Origin of the sequence: Tsukamurella sp. 1534 (assembly GCF_000312385.1) — a bacterium.
Classification (GTDB): domain Bacteria; phylum Actinomycetota; class Actinomycetes; order Mycobacteriales; family Mycobacteriaceae; genus Tsukamurella.
Genome location: NZ_HE997626.1, coordinates 247,504 through 265,360, shown reverse-complemented (window position 1 = coordinate 265,360; position 17,857 = coordinate 247,504). Strand labels below are relative to the sequence as shown.

18 protein-coding genes are annotated in these 17,857 nt (G+C 71.5%); 14 read left to right on the top strand and 4 right to left on the bottom strand.

Going from position 1 to position 17,857, the window contains the following annotated elements:
• Positions 1-103: 103 nt before the first annotated feature.
• The 3 genes from BN39_RS01295 to BN39_RS01285 all read left to right on the top strand — a co-directional run bounded on the left by BN39_RS01295 (position 104) and on the right by BN39_RS01285 (position 2,563).
• Entirely contained in the window at positions 104-1,162 is a 1,059-nt protein-coding gene (locus tag BN39_RS01295) for a 3-deoxy-7-phosphoheptulonate synthase (protein WP_019200543.1), read from the top strand.
• 77 nt (positions 1,163-1,239) lie between these two features.
• Complete coding sequence (locus BN39_RS01290; RefSeq protein WP_019200542.1) at positions 1,240-1,815, top strand: DinB family protein; 576 nt, start codon at positions 1,240-1,242, stop codon at positions 1,813-1,815.
• Positions 1,808-2,563 (top strand): SDR family NAD(P)-dependent oxidoreductase, encoded by a 756-nt coding sequence (locus tag BN39_RS01285; protein WP_019200541.1) that lies wholly within the window; start codon positions 1,808-1,810, stop codon positions 2,561-2,563. The genes BN39_RS01290 and BN39_RS01285 overlap by 8 nt, the downstream gene beginning before the upstream one ends.
• Before the next feature lie 120 nt (positions 2,564-2,683).
• Here BN39_RS01285 and BN39_RS01280 read toward each other — a convergent pair whose 3' ends face one another.
• A complete protein-coding gene (locus BN39_RS01280) occupies positions 2,684-3,292 on the bottom strand; it encodes a hypothetical protein (RefSeq protein WP_019200540.1) in 609 nt (202 codons plus the stop codon).
• A 170-nt stretch (positions 3,293-3,462) separates the two neighbouring features.
• Between BN39_RS01280 and BN39_RS01275 the strand changes: the two genes are divergently transcribed.
• The 5 genes from BN39_RS01275 to BN39_RS01255 all read left to right on the top strand — a co-directional run bounded on the left by BN39_RS01275 (position 3,463) and on the right by BN39_RS01255 (position 8,178).
• On the top strand, positions 3,463-4,323 hold the full coding sequence (locus BN39_RS01275) for an ABC transporter permease (RefSeq protein ID WP_019200539.1): 861 nt from the start codon (positions 3,463-3,465) through the stop codon (positions 4,321-4,323).
• A complete protein-coding gene (locus BN39_RS01270; RefSeq protein WP_019200538.1) occupies positions 4,320-5,420 on the top strand; it encodes a glycine betaine ABC transporter substrate-binding protein in 1,101 nt (366 codons plus the stop codon). The genes BN39_RS01275 and BN39_RS01270 overlap by 4 nt, the downstream gene beginning before the upstream one ends.
• On the top strand, positions 5,417-6,202 hold the full coding sequence (locus tag BN39_RS01265) for an ABC transporter ATP-binding protein (protein ID WP_019200537.1): 786 nt from the start codon (positions 5,417-5,419) through the stop codon (positions 6,200-6,202). Before BN39_RS01270 ends, BN39_RS01265 begins: the two co-directional genes overlap by 4 nt.
• A 72-nt stretch (positions 6,203-6,274) precedes the next feature.
• Positions 6,275-7,075 carry an isoprenyl transferase gene (locus tag BN39_RS01260; protein WP_051158907.1) on the top strand — a complete coding sequence of 267 codons (801 nt, stop codon included), beginning with the start codon at positions 6,275-6,277 and terminating at the stop codon, positions 7,073-7,075.
• A 110-nt stretch (positions 7,076-7,185) separates the two neighbouring features.
• On the top strand, positions 7,186-8,178 hold the full coding sequence (locus tag BN39_RS01255) for an oxygenase MpaB family protein (protein WP_019200535.1): 993 nt from the start codon (positions 7,186-7,188) through the stop codon (positions 8,176-8,178).
• A 31-nt stretch (positions 8,179-8,209) separates the two neighbouring features.
• On the opposite strand, the gene BN39_RS21975 is transcribed toward BN39_RS01255, so the two are convergent.
• Positions 8,210-8,824 (bottom strand): TetR/AcrR family transcriptional regulator, encoded by a 615-nt coding sequence (locus tag BN39_RS21975; protein ID WP_159103217.1) that lies wholly within the window; start codon positions 8,822-8,824, stop codon positions 8,210-8,212.
• An 81-nt stretch (positions 8,825-8,905) separates the two neighbouring features.
• Positions 8,906-10,303 (bottom strand): S9 family peptidase, encoded by a 1,398-nt coding sequence (locus tag BN39_RS01245; RefSeq protein WP_019200533.1) that lies wholly within the window; start codon positions 10,301-10,303, stop codon positions 8,906-8,908.
• Between the two features lie 187 nt (positions 10,304-10,490).
• On the opposite strand from BN39_RS01245, the gene BN39_RS01240 reads away from it, so the two are divergent.
• A complete protein-coding gene (locus tag BN39_RS01240) occupies positions 10,491-11,207 on the top strand; it encodes a hypothetical protein (protein WP_019200532.1) in 717 nt (238 codons plus the stop codon).
• A gap of 18 nt (positions 11,208-11,225) precedes the next feature.
• Here the strand turns inward: BN39_RS01240 and coaA are convergent, their stop codons facing one another.
• Positions 11,226-12,149 carry a type I pantothenate kinase gene (gene coaA / locus BN39_RS01235; RefSeq protein ID WP_019200531.1) on the bottom strand — a complete coding sequence of 308 codons (924 nt, stop codon included), beginning with the start codon at positions 12,147-12,149 and terminating at the stop codon, positions 11,226-11,228.
• A gap of 50 nt (positions 12,150-12,199) precedes the next feature.
• On the opposite strand from coaA, the gene BN39_RS01230 reads away from it, so the two are divergent.
• From BN39_RS01230 to BN39_RS01210, 5 genes are all read left to right on the top strand, one after another.
• Positions 12,200-13,417 (top strand): hypothetical protein, encoded by a 1,218-nt coding sequence (locus BN39_RS01230; protein WP_019200530.1) that lies wholly within the window; start codon positions 12,200-12,202, stop codon positions 13,415-13,417.
• Between the two features lie 30 nt (positions 13,418-13,447).
• Positions 13,448-14,746 (top strand): serine hydroxymethyltransferase, encoded by a 1,299-nt coding sequence (gene glyA / locus BN39_RS01225; RefSeq protein WP_019200529.1) that lies wholly within the window; start codon positions 13,448-13,450, stop codon positions 14,744-14,746.
• A gap of 73 nt (positions 14,747-14,819) precedes the next feature.
• Positions 14,820-15,647, top strand: coding sequence for an acyl-ACP desaturase (locus BN39_RS21970; RefSeq protein ID WP_019200528.1), 828 nt, complete (start codon positions 14,820-14,822; stop codon positions 15,645-15,647).
• Positions 15,648-15,912: 265 nt separating this feature from the next.
• Positions 15,913-17,259 (top strand): PhoH family protein, encoded by a 1,347-nt coding sequence (locus tag BN39_RS01215; RefSeq protein ID WP_019200527.1) that lies wholly within the window; start codon positions 15,913-15,915, stop codon positions 17,257-17,259.
• A 63-nt stretch (positions 17,260-17,322) separates the two neighbouring features.
• Entirely contained in the window at positions 17,323-17,817 is a 495-nt protein-coding gene (locus BN39_RS01210) for a GNAT family N-acetyltransferase (protein ID WP_019200526.1), read from the top strand.
• The last annotated feature ends 40 nt before the right edge of the window (positions 17,818-17,857 follow it).

Sequence of the window (17,857 nt, the reverse complement as noted above, 5' to 3'; positions counted from 1 at the left end):
AACCGAAACACCACAACCCGGAGCCGAGGCAGCGAGCGATCGCTGCCTTTCTCATTGGCACCGGGTGTCCCGTCTGGTGCCGTATCCCACCAGGAAGGTTGACATGACCATCGAGCTCGAGAGCCCGGCCTCCACATCGAACCGTCGGGTCTCCGCGTTCCACGCGATCCCGTCGCCGGTCGCGCTCCGCGAGGAACTCCCTCTGCACCCGCGCCTGGCCGCGCAGGTCGAGGCCGACCGCGCCGCCGTCGCCGACGTCATCGCGGGCCGCGACCAGCGGCTCCTCGTCGTGGTGGGGCCGTGCTCCGTGCACGACCCCGAGGCCGCCCTCGACTACGCCCGCCGGCTCAAGCCGATCGCGGACGAGCTGGCCGACGAGTTGCTCATCGTGATGCGCGTGTACTTCGAGAAGCCCCGCACCACCGTCGGGTGGAAGGGCCTCATCAACGATCCGGGCATGGACGAGTCGTACGACGTACCCCGCGGCCTGCGCACCGCCCGCCGGCTGCTGCTCGACATCCTGGAGATCGGCCTGCCCGTGGGCTGCGAGTTCCTCGAGCCCACCAGCCCGCAGTACATCGCCGACACCGTCGCGTGGGGCGCGATCGGCGCCCGCACCACCGAGTCGCAGGTGCACCGCCAGCTGGCCTCCGGGCTGTCGATGCCGATCGGCTTCAAGAACGCCACCGACGGCAACGTCCAGGTCGCGATCGACGGTGTCCGCGCCGCCGCGGCCCGGCACGTGTTCTTCGGCACCGACGACGACGGTGCCGCCGCCGTGGTCGAGACCGTGGGCAACGACAACTGCCACATCATCCTGCGCGGCGGCCGCGGCGGCCCGAACTTCGACGCCGCCTCCGTGGCCGACGCCGCGCAGGCGCTGACGACATCGGGCCTGGAGCAGTCGGTGATGGTCGACTGCTCGCACGCGAACTCCGGCAAGGACCACGTGCGCCAGGCCGAGGTGGCTCGCGAGATCGCCGCCCGGATCGGCGCGGGCGAGAAGGGGATCAGCGGCCTCATGCTGGAGTCCTTCCTCGTGGCGGGCGCGCAGCAGCCCGGCCCGGGCCCGCTGGTCTACGGCCAGTCCGTCACCGACAAGTGCATGGACTTCGGCACCACCGACGAGGTCCTCCGCGACCTGGCCGCCGCCGTCCGGTGAGCCCCTGCCGCCGCACCCCGTCGTCGCGGGAAGCGACGGGCGAAGCGGGCCGGGGCACGGGAGACTAGATTGAACCCGTGGCCATCGAACCGGATACCAAGGACTGGACGTGGGTGATGGAGCGGTCGTGCCCGGCCTGCGGATTCGATCCGTCGACGGTGCGCCGCGCCGAGGTGGCCGAGCGGATCGCCGCATCGTCCGCCGGATGGGACGGCGTGCTGGCCGATCGGGCCGCGCGTGAGCGCCCCGACGACGGGACCTGGTCGCCGCTGGAGTACGCCTGCCACGTCCGCGACGTGCACGACCTCATGCGCGAGCGCCTCGGACTCATGCTGAGCTACGACGAGAGCGCCTCGGGCGGAGCGACGTTCGCGAACTGGGACCAGGACGCGACGGCGACCGAGGAGCGCTACCACGCGCAGGATCCGGCCGTCGTCGCCCGCGAGCTGGCCGCGGCCGCCGCCGCGTTCGCCGGCGCCTACCGCGCCGTCGACGATGGTCAGTGGCAGCGGAAGGGGCTGCGCTCCAACGGCTCCACGTTCACGGTCGCCTCGTTCGCCGCCTACGCCCTGCACGATCTGGAACACCACCGCGTGGACGTCGGGCTGCCCGCCCGGCCCGCCGCCGAGACACAGGAGGAGTCCCATGGCTGAAATCGCCGTCGTCACCGGTGCGAGCAGCGGCATCGGCGCCGCGACCGCACGGCACCTGATCCGCGCGGGATTCGACGTGGTCATCGGCGCCCGCCGCCTCGAACGGCTCGAGGACCTCAAATCGCAACTGGAGGCCGAGTTCCCCGAGCGCGTGGTGACCGCGCTGCCGCTGGACGTCTCGGACACGGCGTCGGTGCAGGCCTTCGCCGACGCGATCGGTGCCGTGGACGTGCTGGTCAACAACGCGGGCGGTGCCCTCGGCGTGGACAGGATCGAGACCGCCGACGAGGCCGACTGGTCCCGCATGTACGACATCAACGTCCTGTCGATCCTGCGCATGACCCAGGCCCTGCTGCCCAAGCTGCGCGCGTCCCCGGCGGCCAGCGTCGTGACCATCGGGTCCGTGGCGTCGACTGAGGCCTACGAGACCGGTGGCGGATACAACGCCGCCAAGTTCGGCGCCCGCGCCGTGACCCGGGTGCTGCGCCTGGAGCTCAAGGGCGAGCCGATCCGGGTCATCGAGATCGATCCGGGCATGGTGGAGACGGAGTTCTCCCTGGTGCGGTTGGGCGGCGACGCCGAGGCCGCGGACAAGATCTACGAGGGGGTGGACAACCTCACCGCCGACGACGTCGCCGACGCGGTCACCTGGACCGTCACCCGCCCGCCGCACGTGAACATCGATCAGGTGCAGATCATGCCCCGAGATCAAGTAGCGGCGCGGAACGTGCACCGGAGGAACGTCTGAGCCGTCCCCAGATGCCCCGCGACAGGTAGCGGCGCGGAACGTGCACCGGAGGAACGTCTGAGCCGTCCCCAGATGCCCCGCGACAGGTAGCGGCGCGGAACGTGCACCGCCGCAGCTGAATCAGCGCAGCGTCAGCACCAGCTGGTCGCCGTCGGCCGCCGTGGTGATCCGCGTCGCGGAGGTCCCGACGAAGGACTGCAGGACGCCGCCGCGTGGTCCCGACGTGATGAGGTCCGTGACCCGCGAACCGTCGGGCCGCCGGTCGGCGCGGAGCACGCCCGGATTCTCGTCGTCGGATGCGGACAGGCTCAGATCGACCTGCAGGGTGCAGGGGCCGGCGATGGGAACGTGCTCCGAGCGGCCCTCCGTCATGCCCATCGCGACGGACTTGGCGGACCAGCCGACGACGCCGTCCCCGGTGAACCGGTAACTGATCGTCGAGGACTGCGGCCCGTCCACCACCGCCGCCGGCTCGGCGCGCACCGTCTGGGCCGGGCCCCGGTCGCCGGGGGCCGTCGGCTCGGGTGAGCCGGGAATCAGGATGACGGTGGGGGAGGAGTCGCCCGTCTTCGGATGCCCGACGGTGAGCTCCCCCGTCGTCGGGCGGTCGACGGCGCACCGTCGATCCTCGCGGTCGGAGGCCTGTGCTCCGCACCCGGCCGGGCCCGCCAGCAGCGCGCCCGCGGCGAGGAGACCCGCGGACCGTCGGGCGTGCGACGTGCCCCGCATACCGAAACGGTACCTGCGATAGCAAACGAACGGAACCCTCTAACCGGACACCGGGGTGGATACCGTGCGCGAAAAACGATCACCACGATCGTTACCCTCCTCCGGGCGCCCGGGGTCTGGAAGGGTCTCTACACCGTGCCGCAGACGCGGTACGGACCGAGAGGACCCCCATGGCAGGCGAGCCCCCGCTGCTGCGCGTCAAGAACGCGGTGATCGAGCCGCTCCCACACACCGTCCGGTCGTGGCTGGTGCGCCTGGTGGCGCTGCTGGCGTTCCTGGCGGTGTGGTGGCTGATCAGCGGACTGCACCTGATCGACGAGAAGTTCCTGCCCACCCCGAAGGCGGTGTGGGACGCGGCGGTGCGCGCCAGCACGTGGCACCAGATCGCTCCGGGCGTCCCGCGCGAGGTGCTCGGCGAACAGAACTACTTCCTGTGGGAACACCTGGTGGCCAGCCTGCAGCGGATCATCGCCGGCGTCGGCGCGGCGATCGTGCTGGGGCCGCTCCTCGGCTTCGCGATGGGTACGTCGAAGACCGTCAACACCATCATCGAGCCGTACCTCAACTTCCTGCGCGCGCTGCCGCCGCTCGGCTACATCGGCCTGCTGATCGTGTGGTTCGGGATCGGCGACACCTCGAAGATCTGGCTGCTGTTCCTGGCGGCGTTCCCCGCCATCGCGATCTCCACCGTGAACGGCGTGCAGGGCGTGAGCCAGGATCAGATCAACGCCGCCCGCGCGCTCGGCGCGAACCGGCTGCAGACGGTGCGCGGCGTGATCGTCCCCGCCACCCTGCCGGAGGTCATCAACGGCATCCGGATCGCGGTCGGGTTCGCGTGGACCACTGTGGTGGCCGCCGAGCTCAACAACGGCATCCCCGGCATCGGCGGCCTCGCCTACCTCGCGGGCCAGCAGCTCAACACGCCGCTCACCATCGCCTGCATCATCGTCATCGGCATCACCGCGCTCGCACTCGACGCGCTCATCAAATGGATCGGCGTGCTGCTGGTCCCGTGGAAGGGGAAGGCATGAACCGCCTTGCGCGCGTGGGCCTCAAGGCCGCGGCGATCGCCACCGTGGGGCTCACGCTCTCGGGCTGCATCGTCGAGTCCGGCAGGCCGGAACAGTCCAGGTCCCTCGGCGGGGCCACGCCCTGCCCCATCGCCCCGGACCCGACGGTGACCGGCACCGTCCGGATCGGCTGGCAGGAGATCCCGAACGGGGACCTCGTGGTCAAGGACACCGGCGTGCTCACCGCCTGCCTGCCCAACGTCAAGACTGTGTGGAGCAAGTTCAGCTCGGGCGGCGACGTGATCCAGGCGTTCGGCGCAGACTCCCTCGACATCGGCCTGCTGGGCAGCGCGCCCGCCGCGAAGGCCCTGTCGGCGCCGCTGAACATCGACATGAAGGTGATCTGGGTCCAGGACCGGATCGGCGCCGCCGAATCGCTCGTCGCGAAGGACCCCGCGATCGGGTCCGTCGCCGACCTCCGGGGCAAGCGGATCGCGGTGCCGTTCGCCTCGACCGCCCACTACAGCCTCCTCACGGCGCTCGACAAGGCCGGCGTCGGCGGCACGGCGCAGGTGATCAACCTCAGCCCCGAGGCCGTCCGCGGCGCCTGGAACGGCGGGCAGATCGACGCCACGTACATCTGGGAGCCCACCCTCGGGCAGCTCGGAGGGAAAGTGCTGACCACCAGCGCCGACGTGGCCGGGCAGGGCGCCCCGACGTACGACCTCGAGGGCGCCCGCGGCGACTTCGTGCAGAAGAACCCCGCGTTCCTCAAGGCCTGGACAGCAGCCCAGAGCTGGGCGGCCACCCTGCTGGCCAGCGATCCGAACAAGGCCGCCGAGCACATCGCCGGCCAGCTCGGCGTGCCCGTCGACCAGGTGCTCACCCAGGTCAAGGGCTATTCCTACTTCGACGCCGCGAAGCAGGCCGAGCCCGCACTGCTCGGCGGGCAGCTCGCGGCCGACGTCCGCAGGACCGCCGAGTTCCTCCTGGACCAGGGGCAGGTCCAGGGCGTGGGCCCCGCCCAGCACTACTCCGACGGGGTGTACGCCGACGGTGCCCGCGCCGCGGCCGCCGCCCCGCCCGCACAGTCCGGCCAGGAAGGCGGCCCCCGATGAGCGACACCGAACGCGTCGAATTGACCGGCGTCGGAAAGACCTACGACACCGCGAGCGGGCAGACCGTTGCGCTGCAGCCCACCGACCTGACCATCGAGCCGGGGGAGTTCGTCTCCATCGTCGGCCCGTCCGGCTGCGGGAAGACCACCCTGCTGCGCCTCATCGCCGGGTTCGAGGACCCGACCGACGGGATCGTCGAAGTGGGCGGAGCGAGGGTCACCGCACCGTCGGCCGACCGGGGCGTGGTGTTCCAGGCCCCCACCCTCTACCCCTGGCTCACGGTGAGCGGGAACGTCGAGTTCGGCCCCAAGGTCAGCGGCGTCGGCAAGTCCGAGCGGCGCGCGTCGGCGCAGAAGATGCTCGACCTCGTGGGCCTCGGCGACTTCGGGGAGAAGCGGCCCTACGAGCTGTCCGGCGGTATGCAGCAGCGCGCGCAGATCGCGCGCGTGCTGGTGAACGATCCGGCGATCGTGCTCATGGACGAGCCGTACGGCGCGCTCGACGCGCTCACCCGCGAGCGGCTGCAGGTGGACCTGCTGAAGATCTGGCGGGACGCGGGCAAGACCATCGTGTTCATCACCCACTCGGTGGACGAGGCGGTGTTCCTCAGCACGCGTGCGCTGGTGATGAGCGCCCGGCCCGGCCGCGTGGTCATCGACCGGGCCGTGGAGCTGCCCGGCGACGGCCCCGGTGTGGTGCGCGACCCGTCGGTGATGGCCACCCCGGAGTTCCAGGCGATCCGCACCGAACTGGCCGAGGCGATCTACGCGGCCCACAGCTGAACCTCAGCGGCCGCATAGGTGCACGGGCGTAATGTGGCCACCGTGGTGAGTGCCCCCAAAGTTCCCGTGTCGTTGCCCACCGGCCCCGCGCGGAAGCTCGTCGCACCCGCGTACGCGCTGTACGAGCGGCGCCTCATCTCGGAGCTGACCAACGCCTACCGCGACGGGGCCCAACGGCCCCGGCACGTGGCCGTGCTGTGCGACGGCAACCGTCGCTGGGCCCGCGCCGCCGGGTTCGACGACGTGAGCCACGGCTACCGGATGGGCGCGAAGAAGATCGCCGAGATGCTCGGGTGGTGCGACGAGGCCGGCGTGGAGATGGCCACCATCTACCTGCTGTCCACCGAGAACCTGCGTCGCGACCCGGACGAGCTCGCGGCCCTGCTGGAGATCATCACCGACGTGGTCGAGGAGATCTCGGCACCGGACAAGAACTGGTCGGTGAAGATCGTCGGTGCCATGGCGCTCCTGCCGCCCGACGCCGCGCGCCGGCTCACCGAGGCGGCCGAGAGCACCGTCGGGCGCACCGGGACGCACGTCAACGTGGCCGTCGGATACGGCGGGCGCAAGGAGATCGTGGACGCCGTGCAGTCGTTGCTCGCGTCGAAGCTCGCCGACGGCGCGACGGCGGAGGAGCTCGTCGAGGCGGTCACCGTCGACGGCATCGATCAGCACCTCTACACCAAGGGGCAGCCGGATCCGGACCTCGTGATCCGCACGTCGGGGGAACAGCGGCTGTCCGGTTTCCTGTTGTGGCAGAGCGCCTACAGCGAGATCTGGTTCACCGAGGCCTATTGGCCGGAGTTCCGCCGCGTGGACTTCCTGCGCGCGCTGCGCGACTTCGCCGCCCGGCACCGCCGATTCGGGGCCTGACCGGCGCGCGGCCCCGGAGCGCGCGAGAGAACGTTCACTCACATGAGGGTGGTGATCAGGCTCACATGATGTTACGGTCTTTTTATCGGTCGTAACATCGAGGAGGCGGCATGACACAGCTGATGGAGTCCGGCGTCACGGGACGGATCACCGAGGCCGCGGCGGGGGAGCCGCGCAGATACGGGCCGGAGAGCCCGTTCGTCGACCCGCTGGGGATCACCGGCACGGCCGCCGGGCAGTGGGCCTTCCTCCCCATCAACGGTGCCGCGTTCCTGCTGCAGCTCATGCATCCCGTGATCGGCGACATCGTGGGCGAGTACAGCGCCGCGTTCACCGACCCGATCGGCCGCGCGGTCCGATCCATGGACTCGGTGCAGCGCTGGTACTTCGGCGGCGCCGGGGCGATCGAGGAGGGCTACCGCCTGCGCGCCCAGCACCAGCCGCTGCAGATGCGCAACGCCGACGGCAAGCACATCAGCGCCCTGAACCCGGAGGCCTACGCGTGGGTGATCGCCACCGGCGCGCTCACCATCGCGGACTCCATGCCCCGCTCGCTCGGCAGGCCGGTCGCAGACGCCGAATACGACCGGATCCTGGCCGACTCCCACAAGATCGCCGACATCGTGCAGGTCCCCGAGGGGCACGTGCCCTGGGTCCGGGGCGAGTTCGAGGAGTACTACGACGGGATGGTCGAGAAGCTCGTCGCGCACCCGGTCGCGATGCGCTTCCTCGACGACTTCGCCCACGGCAGCCCGGCGCTGCCGCCGGAGACCGGCCCGTTCTTCCGCGCGGTCGAGCCGCTGCTCAAGCCCGTCGGCATCACCGTCAACCGGGCGGTGTACCTGCTCACCGTCGGCGTGCTGCGCCCCGAGATCCGAGAGATCCTCGGGCTGGGCTGGACCCGCCGCGAGGAGAAGGGCTACCGGTTCGTCACCGCCGCGATCCGGAGGGCGTCGTCCGCACTGCCGGAGCGACTGCGGTTCACGCCGCTCGCGTACCACGCCCGCGGCCAGGCGCGGGCCATCCAGGCCATGCAGGGCCGGGATCTCCCGGATTTCACCGCGTTCCAGCGCCAACGGGCGGCGGGCTGCCCGTTCGGCTGATCCGGGAGCACCCGGTCGACGGTGCGCCGGATCAGCCGGTGACGATCGGCACCAGGGCGGTGCGCGCGTACCTCCGCGCGGCGTTCTCGTCGTCGATGTCGAAGGGCGCCGGCGGAATGGTGAAGCACGCGGTCGTGAGCCGCGCCAGGGCGTCCGCGCGAATCTGAATCTCGTTCGGGGGCATGGAGTTCGTGTTCTCGTCCTGGGCGAGGACCGCGGCGACGAACTGGATCCCCAGGTCCATCGTCTCGATGCGGTCGTCGGCGAACAGGGTGGCCCGCTCCTCGACCGCCCCGCGCGGGAGGAGCGTGCGGCCCAGGCCGCAGCACAGGACGAAGACCTCCTCGATCCGCGTCGGCACGTGCGGGGTCCGTTCGATCACGTCGACGGTCTGCAGCCACAGCCTGCCCAGCGCCCAGGCGATGGCCGCGGACAGGATCTCGTCCTTCGAGCCGAACTTGCGGAACAGCGTCATCCGGCTGGCGCCGTACTCCCTGGCGATCGCGTCGACGGTCGCGTGCCGGGTTCCGGTGCGGCCGAGCACGCGCAACGCCGCCCGGTAGACCGCGGCGTCGGCGTCGCTGACGTCCGTGCGGGCGCGCGCCAACATCAGCAGCTCGGGGAGCGAGGCGCCGGGTCGGGTCATGACCCGCATCGTAGGCCCGTTGTCCGGCATGTGGAGCCGCACCATGCTGATCCGCACGGGCTGAGCCGGTTTCATCGCCGGTCAGGGCAGCAGCACTCCCCAGTAGAGCGCGAGCGGAACGAACGCCGCCGTCGCGAGCCCGAGCAGGCCCAGCCGCGCCGTCGCACCCGGCGCCGCTCCACCGGCACGGGCGGTGGCGACCGCGGTCCACGCGCCGCCGGCCACCGCCGCGGCCGCCATGCCCTGCGCCGCCAGCCAGGCGAGCGGACGCCCGAGCACGAGCGGCCCGAGATCGGCCTGCGGCGACATCAGGTGCACCAGTAGCCCTCCCGCGACGGCGGTGCTCCCCGCCATCGCCGTCGCCGTGAGGGCGGCGGATCGGGGCAGCCGCCACCGCCGGCGGGCGGCGGTCAGCGCGAAGCCGCCCAGGCCCACGCCGAGCACCGCGAGTCCCGCCGCCTGTGCCGCGCCGCCCTCCCACCGGGCGAGCGGCGCGACGGGGGCGCTGGAGAGCGCTTGGGCAGGAGGTGGGTCCGCGAACGGCGCTGCCGCACTGCCGGGGAGGCCGTGCACCCAGTCGGCGACGATCCGTTCGTACTCGGGGGCGAGCTCGGGGCGTCGATCGTAGCCGTCCTCGGTCACGTGCGCTCCGTGGTCCGCGTTCGGGATCACGCGAAGCGTGTAGTCCCGCTTACCGATCCGATCGAACAGATTCCGGAAGCCCGTGAGGCTCTCGCCGGGTGGGGTGAGCCGGTCCTTCTGTCCCCACACCGCGAGGACCGGCATCCGCAGCCGCGCGAGCGCCGGCTCGGAGTCGTGGCCCGCGTTCGCGAACACCCCCGCGCCGACGATCTGCCGCAGCGCGGTGGGCGCGAACCGGTCGGCGAGGGACCCCCGGACGCCCGCGAGGTGCAGCCGGGTCCGGTTGGCCCAGTCCTGCTGCCGTGCTGGTGATTCGATGTTCGCGGCCACGGTGATGAGGAACGCGGTGTCCGGCGCGCGCGACGCGGCGAGCGGCGCGACCCAGCCTCCCTCGGAGAGCCCCCACAGTCCCACGCGGCGCGGATCGGCCAGCCCGCTGGTCCGCAGCGCCCGTACGCCAGCGAGCGCGTCGTCGGCGAGGCGGGAGAAGTCGCGGTGCGCGGGCGTGTAGTCGTCGGTCCGCTTGTCGTAGAGGAGGGCCGAGACGCCGGCGCGGGCGAACGCGGTCGCGAACCCGGCGTACCGCTCGCGCTGTTCGGCGTCCTCCCGTCCGGTGCCGGAGCCGTGAACCAGGACCACACCGGGCACGGAGCGGGCGCCCGGCGGCGCGAACACCACCCCCGGGGTCGTGGTGCCGTCCCCGCGGTCGACGGTGACCGGATGTCGCTCGACGTGATCGGGTTCCTCGGCGGCGGCGCGGGGGAGCGGCCCCCAGGCGAGGGCGGCGGTGACGGCGAGGACGAGAGCGATCCGGATCGACGTGGTGTGCGGACTCATGCGACCACGCTCGCAGGGGGCGGCCGCCCCGGCAATCACCCGAGCGGGGGAGCCGTCCCACCCCTGCGGGGAGGCCCCGCCCTGCCCGTCGCGACGGCGCGCCTGCGGGCTCGCCGGCCGGGTCCGCCGGCCGGGGTCGCCGAAGAAGCCCCTGGTCATAGGGCGCCGGAAGGAGGATCATCGATGCATGAACACGTCCGTCGCCGAGATCGGCCCCGATGTCTTCCGGATCTCGACGTGGGTGGACGCGGTCACCCCGGACGGGTTCACCTTCAACCAGTTCCTCATCCGCGACGAGCAGCCGTTCCTGTTCCACACGGGCATGCGGAGCCTCTTCCCACTGGTGTCCGAGGCCGTCGCCCGCCTCATCGCGCTGGAGGACCTCCGGTGGGTCGCCTTCGGCCACGTCGAGGCGGACGAGTGCGGCAGCATGAATCGGTTCCTCGCGGCCGCGCCCACCGCCTCCGTCATCCACGGCGAGCTGGCGTGCACCCTGTCCCTCAACGACATGTGCGACAGGCCACCCGTCGCCGTGCCCTCGGGGCCCGAGGCACAGCCGCTCGACATCGGCTCCCACCGGTTGCGATTCCTGTCGACCCCGCACGTTCCGCACAACTGGGAGGCGGGCCTGTGGTTCGAGGAGGAGACCCGGACCCTCTTCGCGGGCGATCTCCTAACCCATACCGGGCACTGCCCGGCGATCACCGACTCCGACGTGGTGGACGCCGCGCTCGCCGCCGACGGCATGTTCCACGCGACCGCCCTGACCAAGGAACTCGGCTCCACCCTGGACGACCTGGCGGCGCTGGACCCGCGGACGCTCGCGATCATGCACGGTGCCTCGTACGAGGGGGACGGGGCGGGGCAGCTGCGGGCCCTCGCCCGGGGCTACGCCGCGATGTGATCCGCCCGCCGGTCTCGCCTAGAGCTTGCGCAGGCGCACGCGGTTGATCGAGTGGTCGGAGTCCTTGCGCAGCACCAGCGTCGCCCGCGGACGGGTGGGCAGGATGTTCTGCACCAGGTTGGGGCGGTTGATGCCGGCCCAGATGCCCTCGGCGCGATCGCGCGCCTCGATGTCGGAGAGTCCGGCGTAGTGGTGGAAGTGCGAGGCCGGATCCGCGAACGACGTGGTCCGCATCGACAGGAAGCGGTCCACGTACCAGCGCTCGATGTCCTCGATCCGCGCGTCCACGTACACCGAGAAGTCGAACAGGTCCGAGACCATGAGTCGCGGCCCGGTCTGCAGCACGTTGAGTCCCTCCACGATGAGCACATCGGGCCGGCGCACGTGGATGAACTCGTTCGGCACGATGTCGTAGAGCGTGTGCGAGTAGACGGGGGCCGTCACGTCCTCCGCGCCCGATTTCACCGCCGTGACGAAGCGCAGCAGGGCCCGCCGGTCGTAGGACTCGGGGAAACCCTTGCGGTGCATGATCCCGCGGCGCTCCAGCTCCGCCGTGGGGTATAAGAAGCCGTCGGTGGTCACCAGGTCCACCCGCGGGTGCGAATCCCACCGCGCCAGCAGCGCCTGCAGCACGCGCGCCGTAGTCGACTTGCCCACGGCGACCGATCCGGCCACGCCGATCACGAACGGCACCTGCGCGTCGTGCCGCTGCTCGCCGAGGAACGTGGCGGTGGCGGCGTACAGCCGCTGCCGCGCGGCCACCTGCAGGTGGATCAGACGGGACACGGGGAGGTACACCTCGGCGACCTCGGCCAGGTCGATCTGCTCGCCCAGACCCCGCAGGTGCGACAGGTCCTCCTCCGTCAGCGACAGCGGGGTCGACTGCCGGAGCTCGCGCCACTGAGCGCGGTCGAGCTCGATGTACGGGCTCGGTTCGCTCACGAGGCGACTCCCTGGCGCGCCGGGGCAGACATGTCCTTAGTCTGGCACGCATGACCGAGCTCAGTGTCACCGACCGCTACCTGCGGCTCGGGTTGCGGTTCGACCGCGTCGAGAACGGCTTCGTCGACGCGTACTTCGGCGACCCCGAGCACCGTCGGGCCGTGGAACGCGAGGACGCGCCCGCCCCCGCCGACCTCGCCGTCCAGGCCCGGGACCTGCTGCGCGACCTCGAATCCGACACCTCTCTCGACGCGCAGCGCCGCGAGTTCCTGCGCGGGCACGTGGCGGCCCTGGAGTGCTCGGCCCGCAAGTTCGACGGTGCGCCGGTCGGCTTCGTGGACGAGGTGAAGGCGTACTTCGACGTGCCCATCGCGCCGCACGACACCGCCGACTACGAGGCCGCGCACGAGGAGCTGGCCGATCTGCTGCCCGGCCCCGGCCCGCTGCGCGAGCGCCTGCAGGCCCAGCGCGAGCGGTTCCTGGTGCCGCCCGAGCGCGTGCCCGAGGTGGTCGACGCGCTGGCCGGTGCGCTCCGCGAGGTGGTCCGCACCCGGTTCCCGCTGCCGGAGCGGGAGACCGTGGCGTTCGAGATCGAGCACGACAAGCCCTGGTCGGGTTTCAACTACTACCTCGGCGACTACCGTTCCCGGGTGGCCGTCAACGGCGACCTCCCGCAGTACCTTTCGAGCCTTCCGCACCTGATCGCGCACGAGGCCTATCCGGGGCACCACACCGAGCACTGCCGCAAGGAGCAGCTGCTGGTGCACGGAGGGAACCAGCCCGAGCAGACGATCTTCCTGGTGAACACCCCGCAGTGCCTCATGGCCGAGGGGCTCGCGGACCACGCCCTGGGCGCCGCGATCGGGCCTGGCTGGGGCGCGTGGGCGCAGGAGATCTACGCCGACCTGGGCCTCGCGTTCGACGGGGAGCTGGCCGAGGCGATCGCTAACGCCTCCGCGGGACTGCTGCACGTGCGGCAGGACGCGGCGCTGCTGCTGCACGACCGCGGCGGCACCGACGACGAGGTGGTGGCGTACCTGCGCCGCTGGGGACTGGCGACCGAGAAGAGCGCGCGGCAGTCGCTGCGGTTCCTCGGCTCCCCGCTGTGGCGCGCCTACATCAGCACGTACGTCGAGGGCTACGCCCTGCTCGGCGGCTGGCTGGACGAGGCGGCCCCGGGGGCGCCGCGGCTCGATCGGTTCGGCCGGCTGCTCGACGAGCCGCTGACCCCGTCGGCGCTGCGCCGGGAGTTGGCATCCGCCCGGTGACCTGCTGGTCGGAACACCTAGGATGAACGCATGAGCGATTCCAGCGTGAACTCCGCGTCCCTCGCCGAACTCGACCCCGAGGTCGCCGCCGCCATGAACGGCGAACTCGCGCGCCAGCGGGACACGCTGGAGATGATCGCCTCCGAGAACTTCGTGCCGCGCGCCGTGCTGCAGGCGCAGGGATCGGTGCTCACCAACAAGTACGCCGAGGGCTACCCCGGTCGCCGGTACTACGGCGGCTGCGAGTACGTCGACGTGGTGGAGGACCTGGCCCGCGCCCGCGCCAAGGAGCTGTTCGGCGCCGACTTCGCCAACGTCCAGCCGCACTCGGGCGCGCAGGCCAACGCGGCCGTGCTGCAGGCCCTGATGGAGCCGGGCGAGACGCTCATGGGTCTCGATCTCGCGCACGGCGGCCACCTCACGCACGGCATGCGGCTGAACTTCTCGGGCAAGCTCTACGAGAACGTCTTCTACGGCGTGTCCAAGGAGGACCACCGGGTGGACATGGACGAGGTGCGCAAGATCGCCCTCGATTCGAAGCCCAAGGTGATCGTCGCCGGCTGGTCGGCGTATCCGCGCCACCTCGACTTCGCGGCGTTCCGCTCCATCGCCGACGAGGTGGGCGCCCACCTCTGGGTCGACATGGCGCACTTCGCCGGCCTCGTCGCCGCGGGCCTGCACCCGAGCCCCGTGCCGCACGCCGATGTCGTGTCGAGCACGGTGCACAAGACCCTCGGCGGCCCCCGCTCCGGCATCATCCTGGCGAAGCAGGAGTGGGCCAAGAAGCTCAACTCCGCGGTCTTCCCGGGCCAGCAGGGCGGCCCGCTCATGCACGTGATCGCCGCCAAGGCCGTCGCCCTCAAGGTGGCGGGCACCGAGGAGTTCCGGGAGAAGCAGCAGCGCACGCTCGACGGTGCGCGGATCCTCGCCGAGCGGCTGGGCGGCAAGGACGTGGCGGACGCCGGCGTCACCGTGCTCACCGGCGGCACCGACGTGCACCTGGCGCTCGTGGACCTGCGCAACAGCGATCTGGACGGCCAGCAGGCCGAGGACCTGCTGCACGAGGTGGGCATCACCGTGAACCGCAACGCGGTGCCGTTCGACCCGCGCCCGCCGATGGTCACGTCCGGCCTGCGGATCGGCACCGCCGCCCTGGCCAGCCGCGGTTTCGGCGAGAAGGAGTTCACCGAGGTCGCCGACATCATCGGCGCCGCGCTGGCGCAGGGCAAGGACGCCGATACCGCCGCGCTCCGCGCCCGCGTCTCCGCGCTGGCGCTGGAGGTGCCGCTGTACGACGGCCTGGAGGACTGGGGCCTGCTGTCCCGGTGAACCGGGGTTTGCGGTGGGCAATGCCCCGACCAGGGATTTGAAGGCCGGGCAGCGCCTGCTTTAGAGTGTCCCGGTGACTTCCAGCACTTCCGAGGACCTGACTCTCGCCATCGACAAGGCGCTGCCGGACATCCGCGCAGAGTACGTCGACGCGGGCGACGCGTGGCAGCCGCACGACTACGTCCCGTGGGACGACGGGCGCAACTACGCGTTCCTCGGCGGCGAGGACTTCACCCCGGAGGACGTCAAGGTCCACCCGGTGGTGAGCAACGGCCTGGTCCTCGGCCTGCTGACCAAGGACCACCTGCCCTCGTACCACCGCCTGCTGGCGCAGCACCACCTCATCGAGTCGGACTGGGGCAAGTTCGTCGGCCACTGGACGGCGGAGGAGAACCGCCACGCCATCGCGCTGCGGGACCACGTCGTGGTCAGCCGCACCTTCGACGTCGAGCAGCTGGAGGCCTGGCGCCTGGAGGCGGTCACCCGCGGCTACCGCCAGTACGAGGGCACCCGCGAGGAGATCCAGGTCGCGCAGCAGATCGCCATGGTGATGGCGCACGAGGCACTGTCGGCAGACTACTTCGACCGGCTCGCCGATTTCGCCGAGAAGTCCGAGGGCACGCCCGCCGGCCTGGTCACCACCCTGCGCAAGGTCGCCAACGACGACCGCGTGCAGCTGCAGTACTGGGGCAAGCTGCTCGACGTGGCGCTGGACGTCAACGAGGGCTACACCAAGGAGGCCCTGGTGGAGCAGGCGCGCGCCGCGTCGGCCATCGGTGCGGAGACCGCCGAGGGGCTCGACGAGGCCCGTCGCGTCGTCCTCGAGGCCGAGATCGCCACGCCCGAGCGCGACCGCGAGGTGCTGAACACCCTGCTCGCCCGCTGGGGTCTCACCCTGTAGTTCAGGCGTAACGAACTGTTCACGAACGCGCCGCGCAGCCTCCGGGCCGCGCGGCGCGTTCGGCGTTAGTTTGGCGGTGACGGATTGCGGGGAAGCATTTCGTCCCGGGAGGTTCCAACCGACGTGACTGGCGGACCAGTGACAGCGAGAGGGCCGGCCCCGGTCCTCGTCGACGACGTGTAGCTACGCACGCGAACTCGGCGTTTGGGACCCCTGGCCGGAGCAACAGCCCTGCGTGGGCGCCGCGCAGGCTAGGAGCGTCACCGTGACCACGACTCGGATCTCCACCGTCGGCGGGCCGACGAGTTCCACCCCGGACGTCCCCCGGACGTACGTCCTCGACACCTCCGTCCTCCTCTCCGATCCCTGGGCCACCACGCGGTTCGCCGAGCACCACGTCGTGCTCCCGCTCGTGGTGATCAGCGAGCTGGAGGGGAAGCGGCATCACGCCGAACTGGGGTGGTTCGCCCGGGAAGCGCTGCGTCTGCTCGACGACATGCGGCTCGAGTACGGGCGTCTGGACCAGCCGATCGCCACCTCGGGCGGCGGCACGGTGCAGGTGGAGCTCAATCACGTCGACCCGATGGTGCTGCCGGTCGGCTTCCGCACCGAGACCAACGACTCCCGCATCCTGGCCTGCGCGCTCAACCTGCGCGCGGAGGGCCGGAACGTGGTGCTCGTCTCCAAGGACATCCCGTTGCGCGTCAAGGCCGGCGCGGTGGGCCTGCCCGCGGACGAGTACCGCGCCCAGGACGTGGTGACCTCCGGCTTCACCGGCATGGAGGAGCTCGAGGTGGCGCCCGCGGCCATCGACTCGCTGTTCGCCGACGGCGTCGTCGACATCGACGAGGCCCGCGACCTGCCGTGCCACACCGGCGTCCGAATGCTCGGCGGCACGTCGAGCGCCCTCGGCCGGGTGACCGCGGACAAGCAGGTGCAGCTGGTGCGCGGCGACCGCGAGGCCTTCGGGCTGCACGGCCGCAGCGCCGAACAGCGCGTCGCGCTGGACCTGCTGCTGGACGAGTCGGTGGGCATCGTCTCGCTGGGCGGCAAGGCCGGCACCGGCAAGTCGGCGCTCGCGCTGTGCGCGGGCCTGGAGGCGGTGCTGGAGAAGCGGACCCAGCGCAAGGTGGTCGTGTTCCGGCCCCTGTACGCGGTGGGCGGGCAGGAGTTGGGTTACCTGCCCGGCACCGAGAACGAGAAGATGGGCCCCTGGGCGCAGGCGGTGTTCGACACCCTCGACGGGCTGGCCTCTCCCGAGGTGATGGACGAGGTGATGTCGCGGGGCATGCTCGAGGTCCTGCCGCTCACCCACATCCGCGGCCGGTCGCTGCACGACTCCTTCGTCATCGTCGACGAGGCGCAGTCCCTCGAGCGCAACGTGCTCCTCACGGTGCTGTCGCGCCTGGGCTCGGGCTCGCGGGTGGTGCTCACCCACGACGTGGCGCAGCGCGACAACCTGCGGGTCGGCCGGCACGACGGCGTGTCCGCCGTCATCGAGAAGCTCAAGGGCCACCCGCTTTTCGCGCATGTCACGCTCACCCGCTCGGAGCGGTCCCCGATCGCGGCGCTGGTAACCGAGATGCTGGAGGAGTTCGCCCCGGGCGCCTGAGTCTCGTAGGTTCGACGGTGCCGGGCCGCCCGGTCCGGCACCGTCGAACCCGGGAGAGGGGACATGCCGCAGCTCCGTGAGGCCAGGACCGAGGACCACGCCGCGATGGTGGGCGGTGTCCAGAGATGGTGGGGCGATTCCCGTAGCCCCGAGGAGTCCCGCGAACTGTCGCTGCTGCTGCCGCGGTTGTTCCTGCAACACTTCGCGCGCACCAGCCTGGTGCTCGAGGACGAGTCCGGCGTCCGGGCGTTCCTCGTGGGATTCGATTCCGCGGACAGGCCGGACGAGGCGTACATCCACTTCGTCGGGGTCGATCCGGCGCTGCGCGGGCGGGGCGCCGCGCGCCGCCTGTACACCGCGTTCTTCGAGCGCGCCGCGGCCGCCGGGCGCACGACGGTCCGCGCCGTCACGTCGCCGCAGAACCGGGGCTCCATCGCGTTCCACCGGGCGATGGGGTTCGAGGCCGAGCCGGGCGACCGCGAGATCGACGGTGTGCCCGTGCACACCGATTACGACGGCCCGGGGCAGGACCGGGTGGCCTTCCGTCGCGCGCTCTGACGGCGGCCGGCGCCGGAATTCCGCCCTGGGGTGGATGTTC

Coding starts and splice junctions, on each gene's coding strand:
- BN39_RS01265 (WP_019200537.1), top strand. CDS start 5,417: ATGAGCGACACCGAACGCGTCGAATTGACCGGCGTCGGAAAGACCTAC.
- BN39_RS01230 (WP_019200530.1), top strand. CDS start 12,200: ATGACCGAGCTCAGTGTCACCGACCGCTACCTGCGGCTCGGGTTGCGG.
- BN39_RS01275 (WP_019200539.1), top strand. CDS start 3,463: ATGGCAGGCGAGCCCCCGCTGCTGCGCGTCAAGAACGCGGTGATCGAG.
- BN39_RS01240 (WP_019200532.1), top strand. CDS start 10,491: ATGAACACGTCCGTCGCCGAGATCGGCCCCGATGTCTTCCGGATCTCG.
- BN39_RS21975 (WP_159103217.1), bottom strand. CDS start 8,824: ATGACCCGACCCGGCGCCTCGCTCCCCGAGCTGCTGATGTTGGCGCGC.
- BN39_RS01295 (WP_019200543.1), top strand. CDS start 104: ATGACCATCGAGCTCGAGAGCCCGGCCTCCACATCGAACCGTCGGGTC.
- BN39_RS01285 (WP_019200541.1), top strand. CDS start 1,808: ATGGCTGAAATCGCCGTCGTCACCGGTGCGAGCAGCGGCATCGGCGCC.
- glyA (WP_019200529.1), top strand. CDS start 13,448: ATGAGCGATTCCAGCGTGAACTCCGCGTCCCTCGCCGAACTCGACCCC.
- BN39_RS01210 (WP_019200526.1), top strand. CDS start 17,323: ATGCCGCAGCTCCGTGAGGCCAGGACCGAGGACCACGCCGCGATGGTG.
- BN39_RS01255 (WP_019200535.1), top strand. CDS start 7,186: ATGACACAGCTGATGGAGTCCGGCGTCACGGGACGGATCACCGAGGCC.
- BN39_RS01270 (WP_019200538.1), top strand. CDS start 4,320: ATGAACCGCCTTGCGCGCGTGGGCCTCAAGGCCGCGGCGATCGCCACC.
- BN39_RS01280 (WP_019200540.1), bottom strand. CDS start 3,292: ATGCGGGGCACGTCGCACGCCCGACGGTCCGCGGGTCTCCTCGCCGCG.
- BN39_RS01245 (WP_019200533.1), bottom strand. CDS start 10,303: ATGAGTCCGCACACCACGTCGATCCGGATCGCTCTCGTCCTCGCCGTC.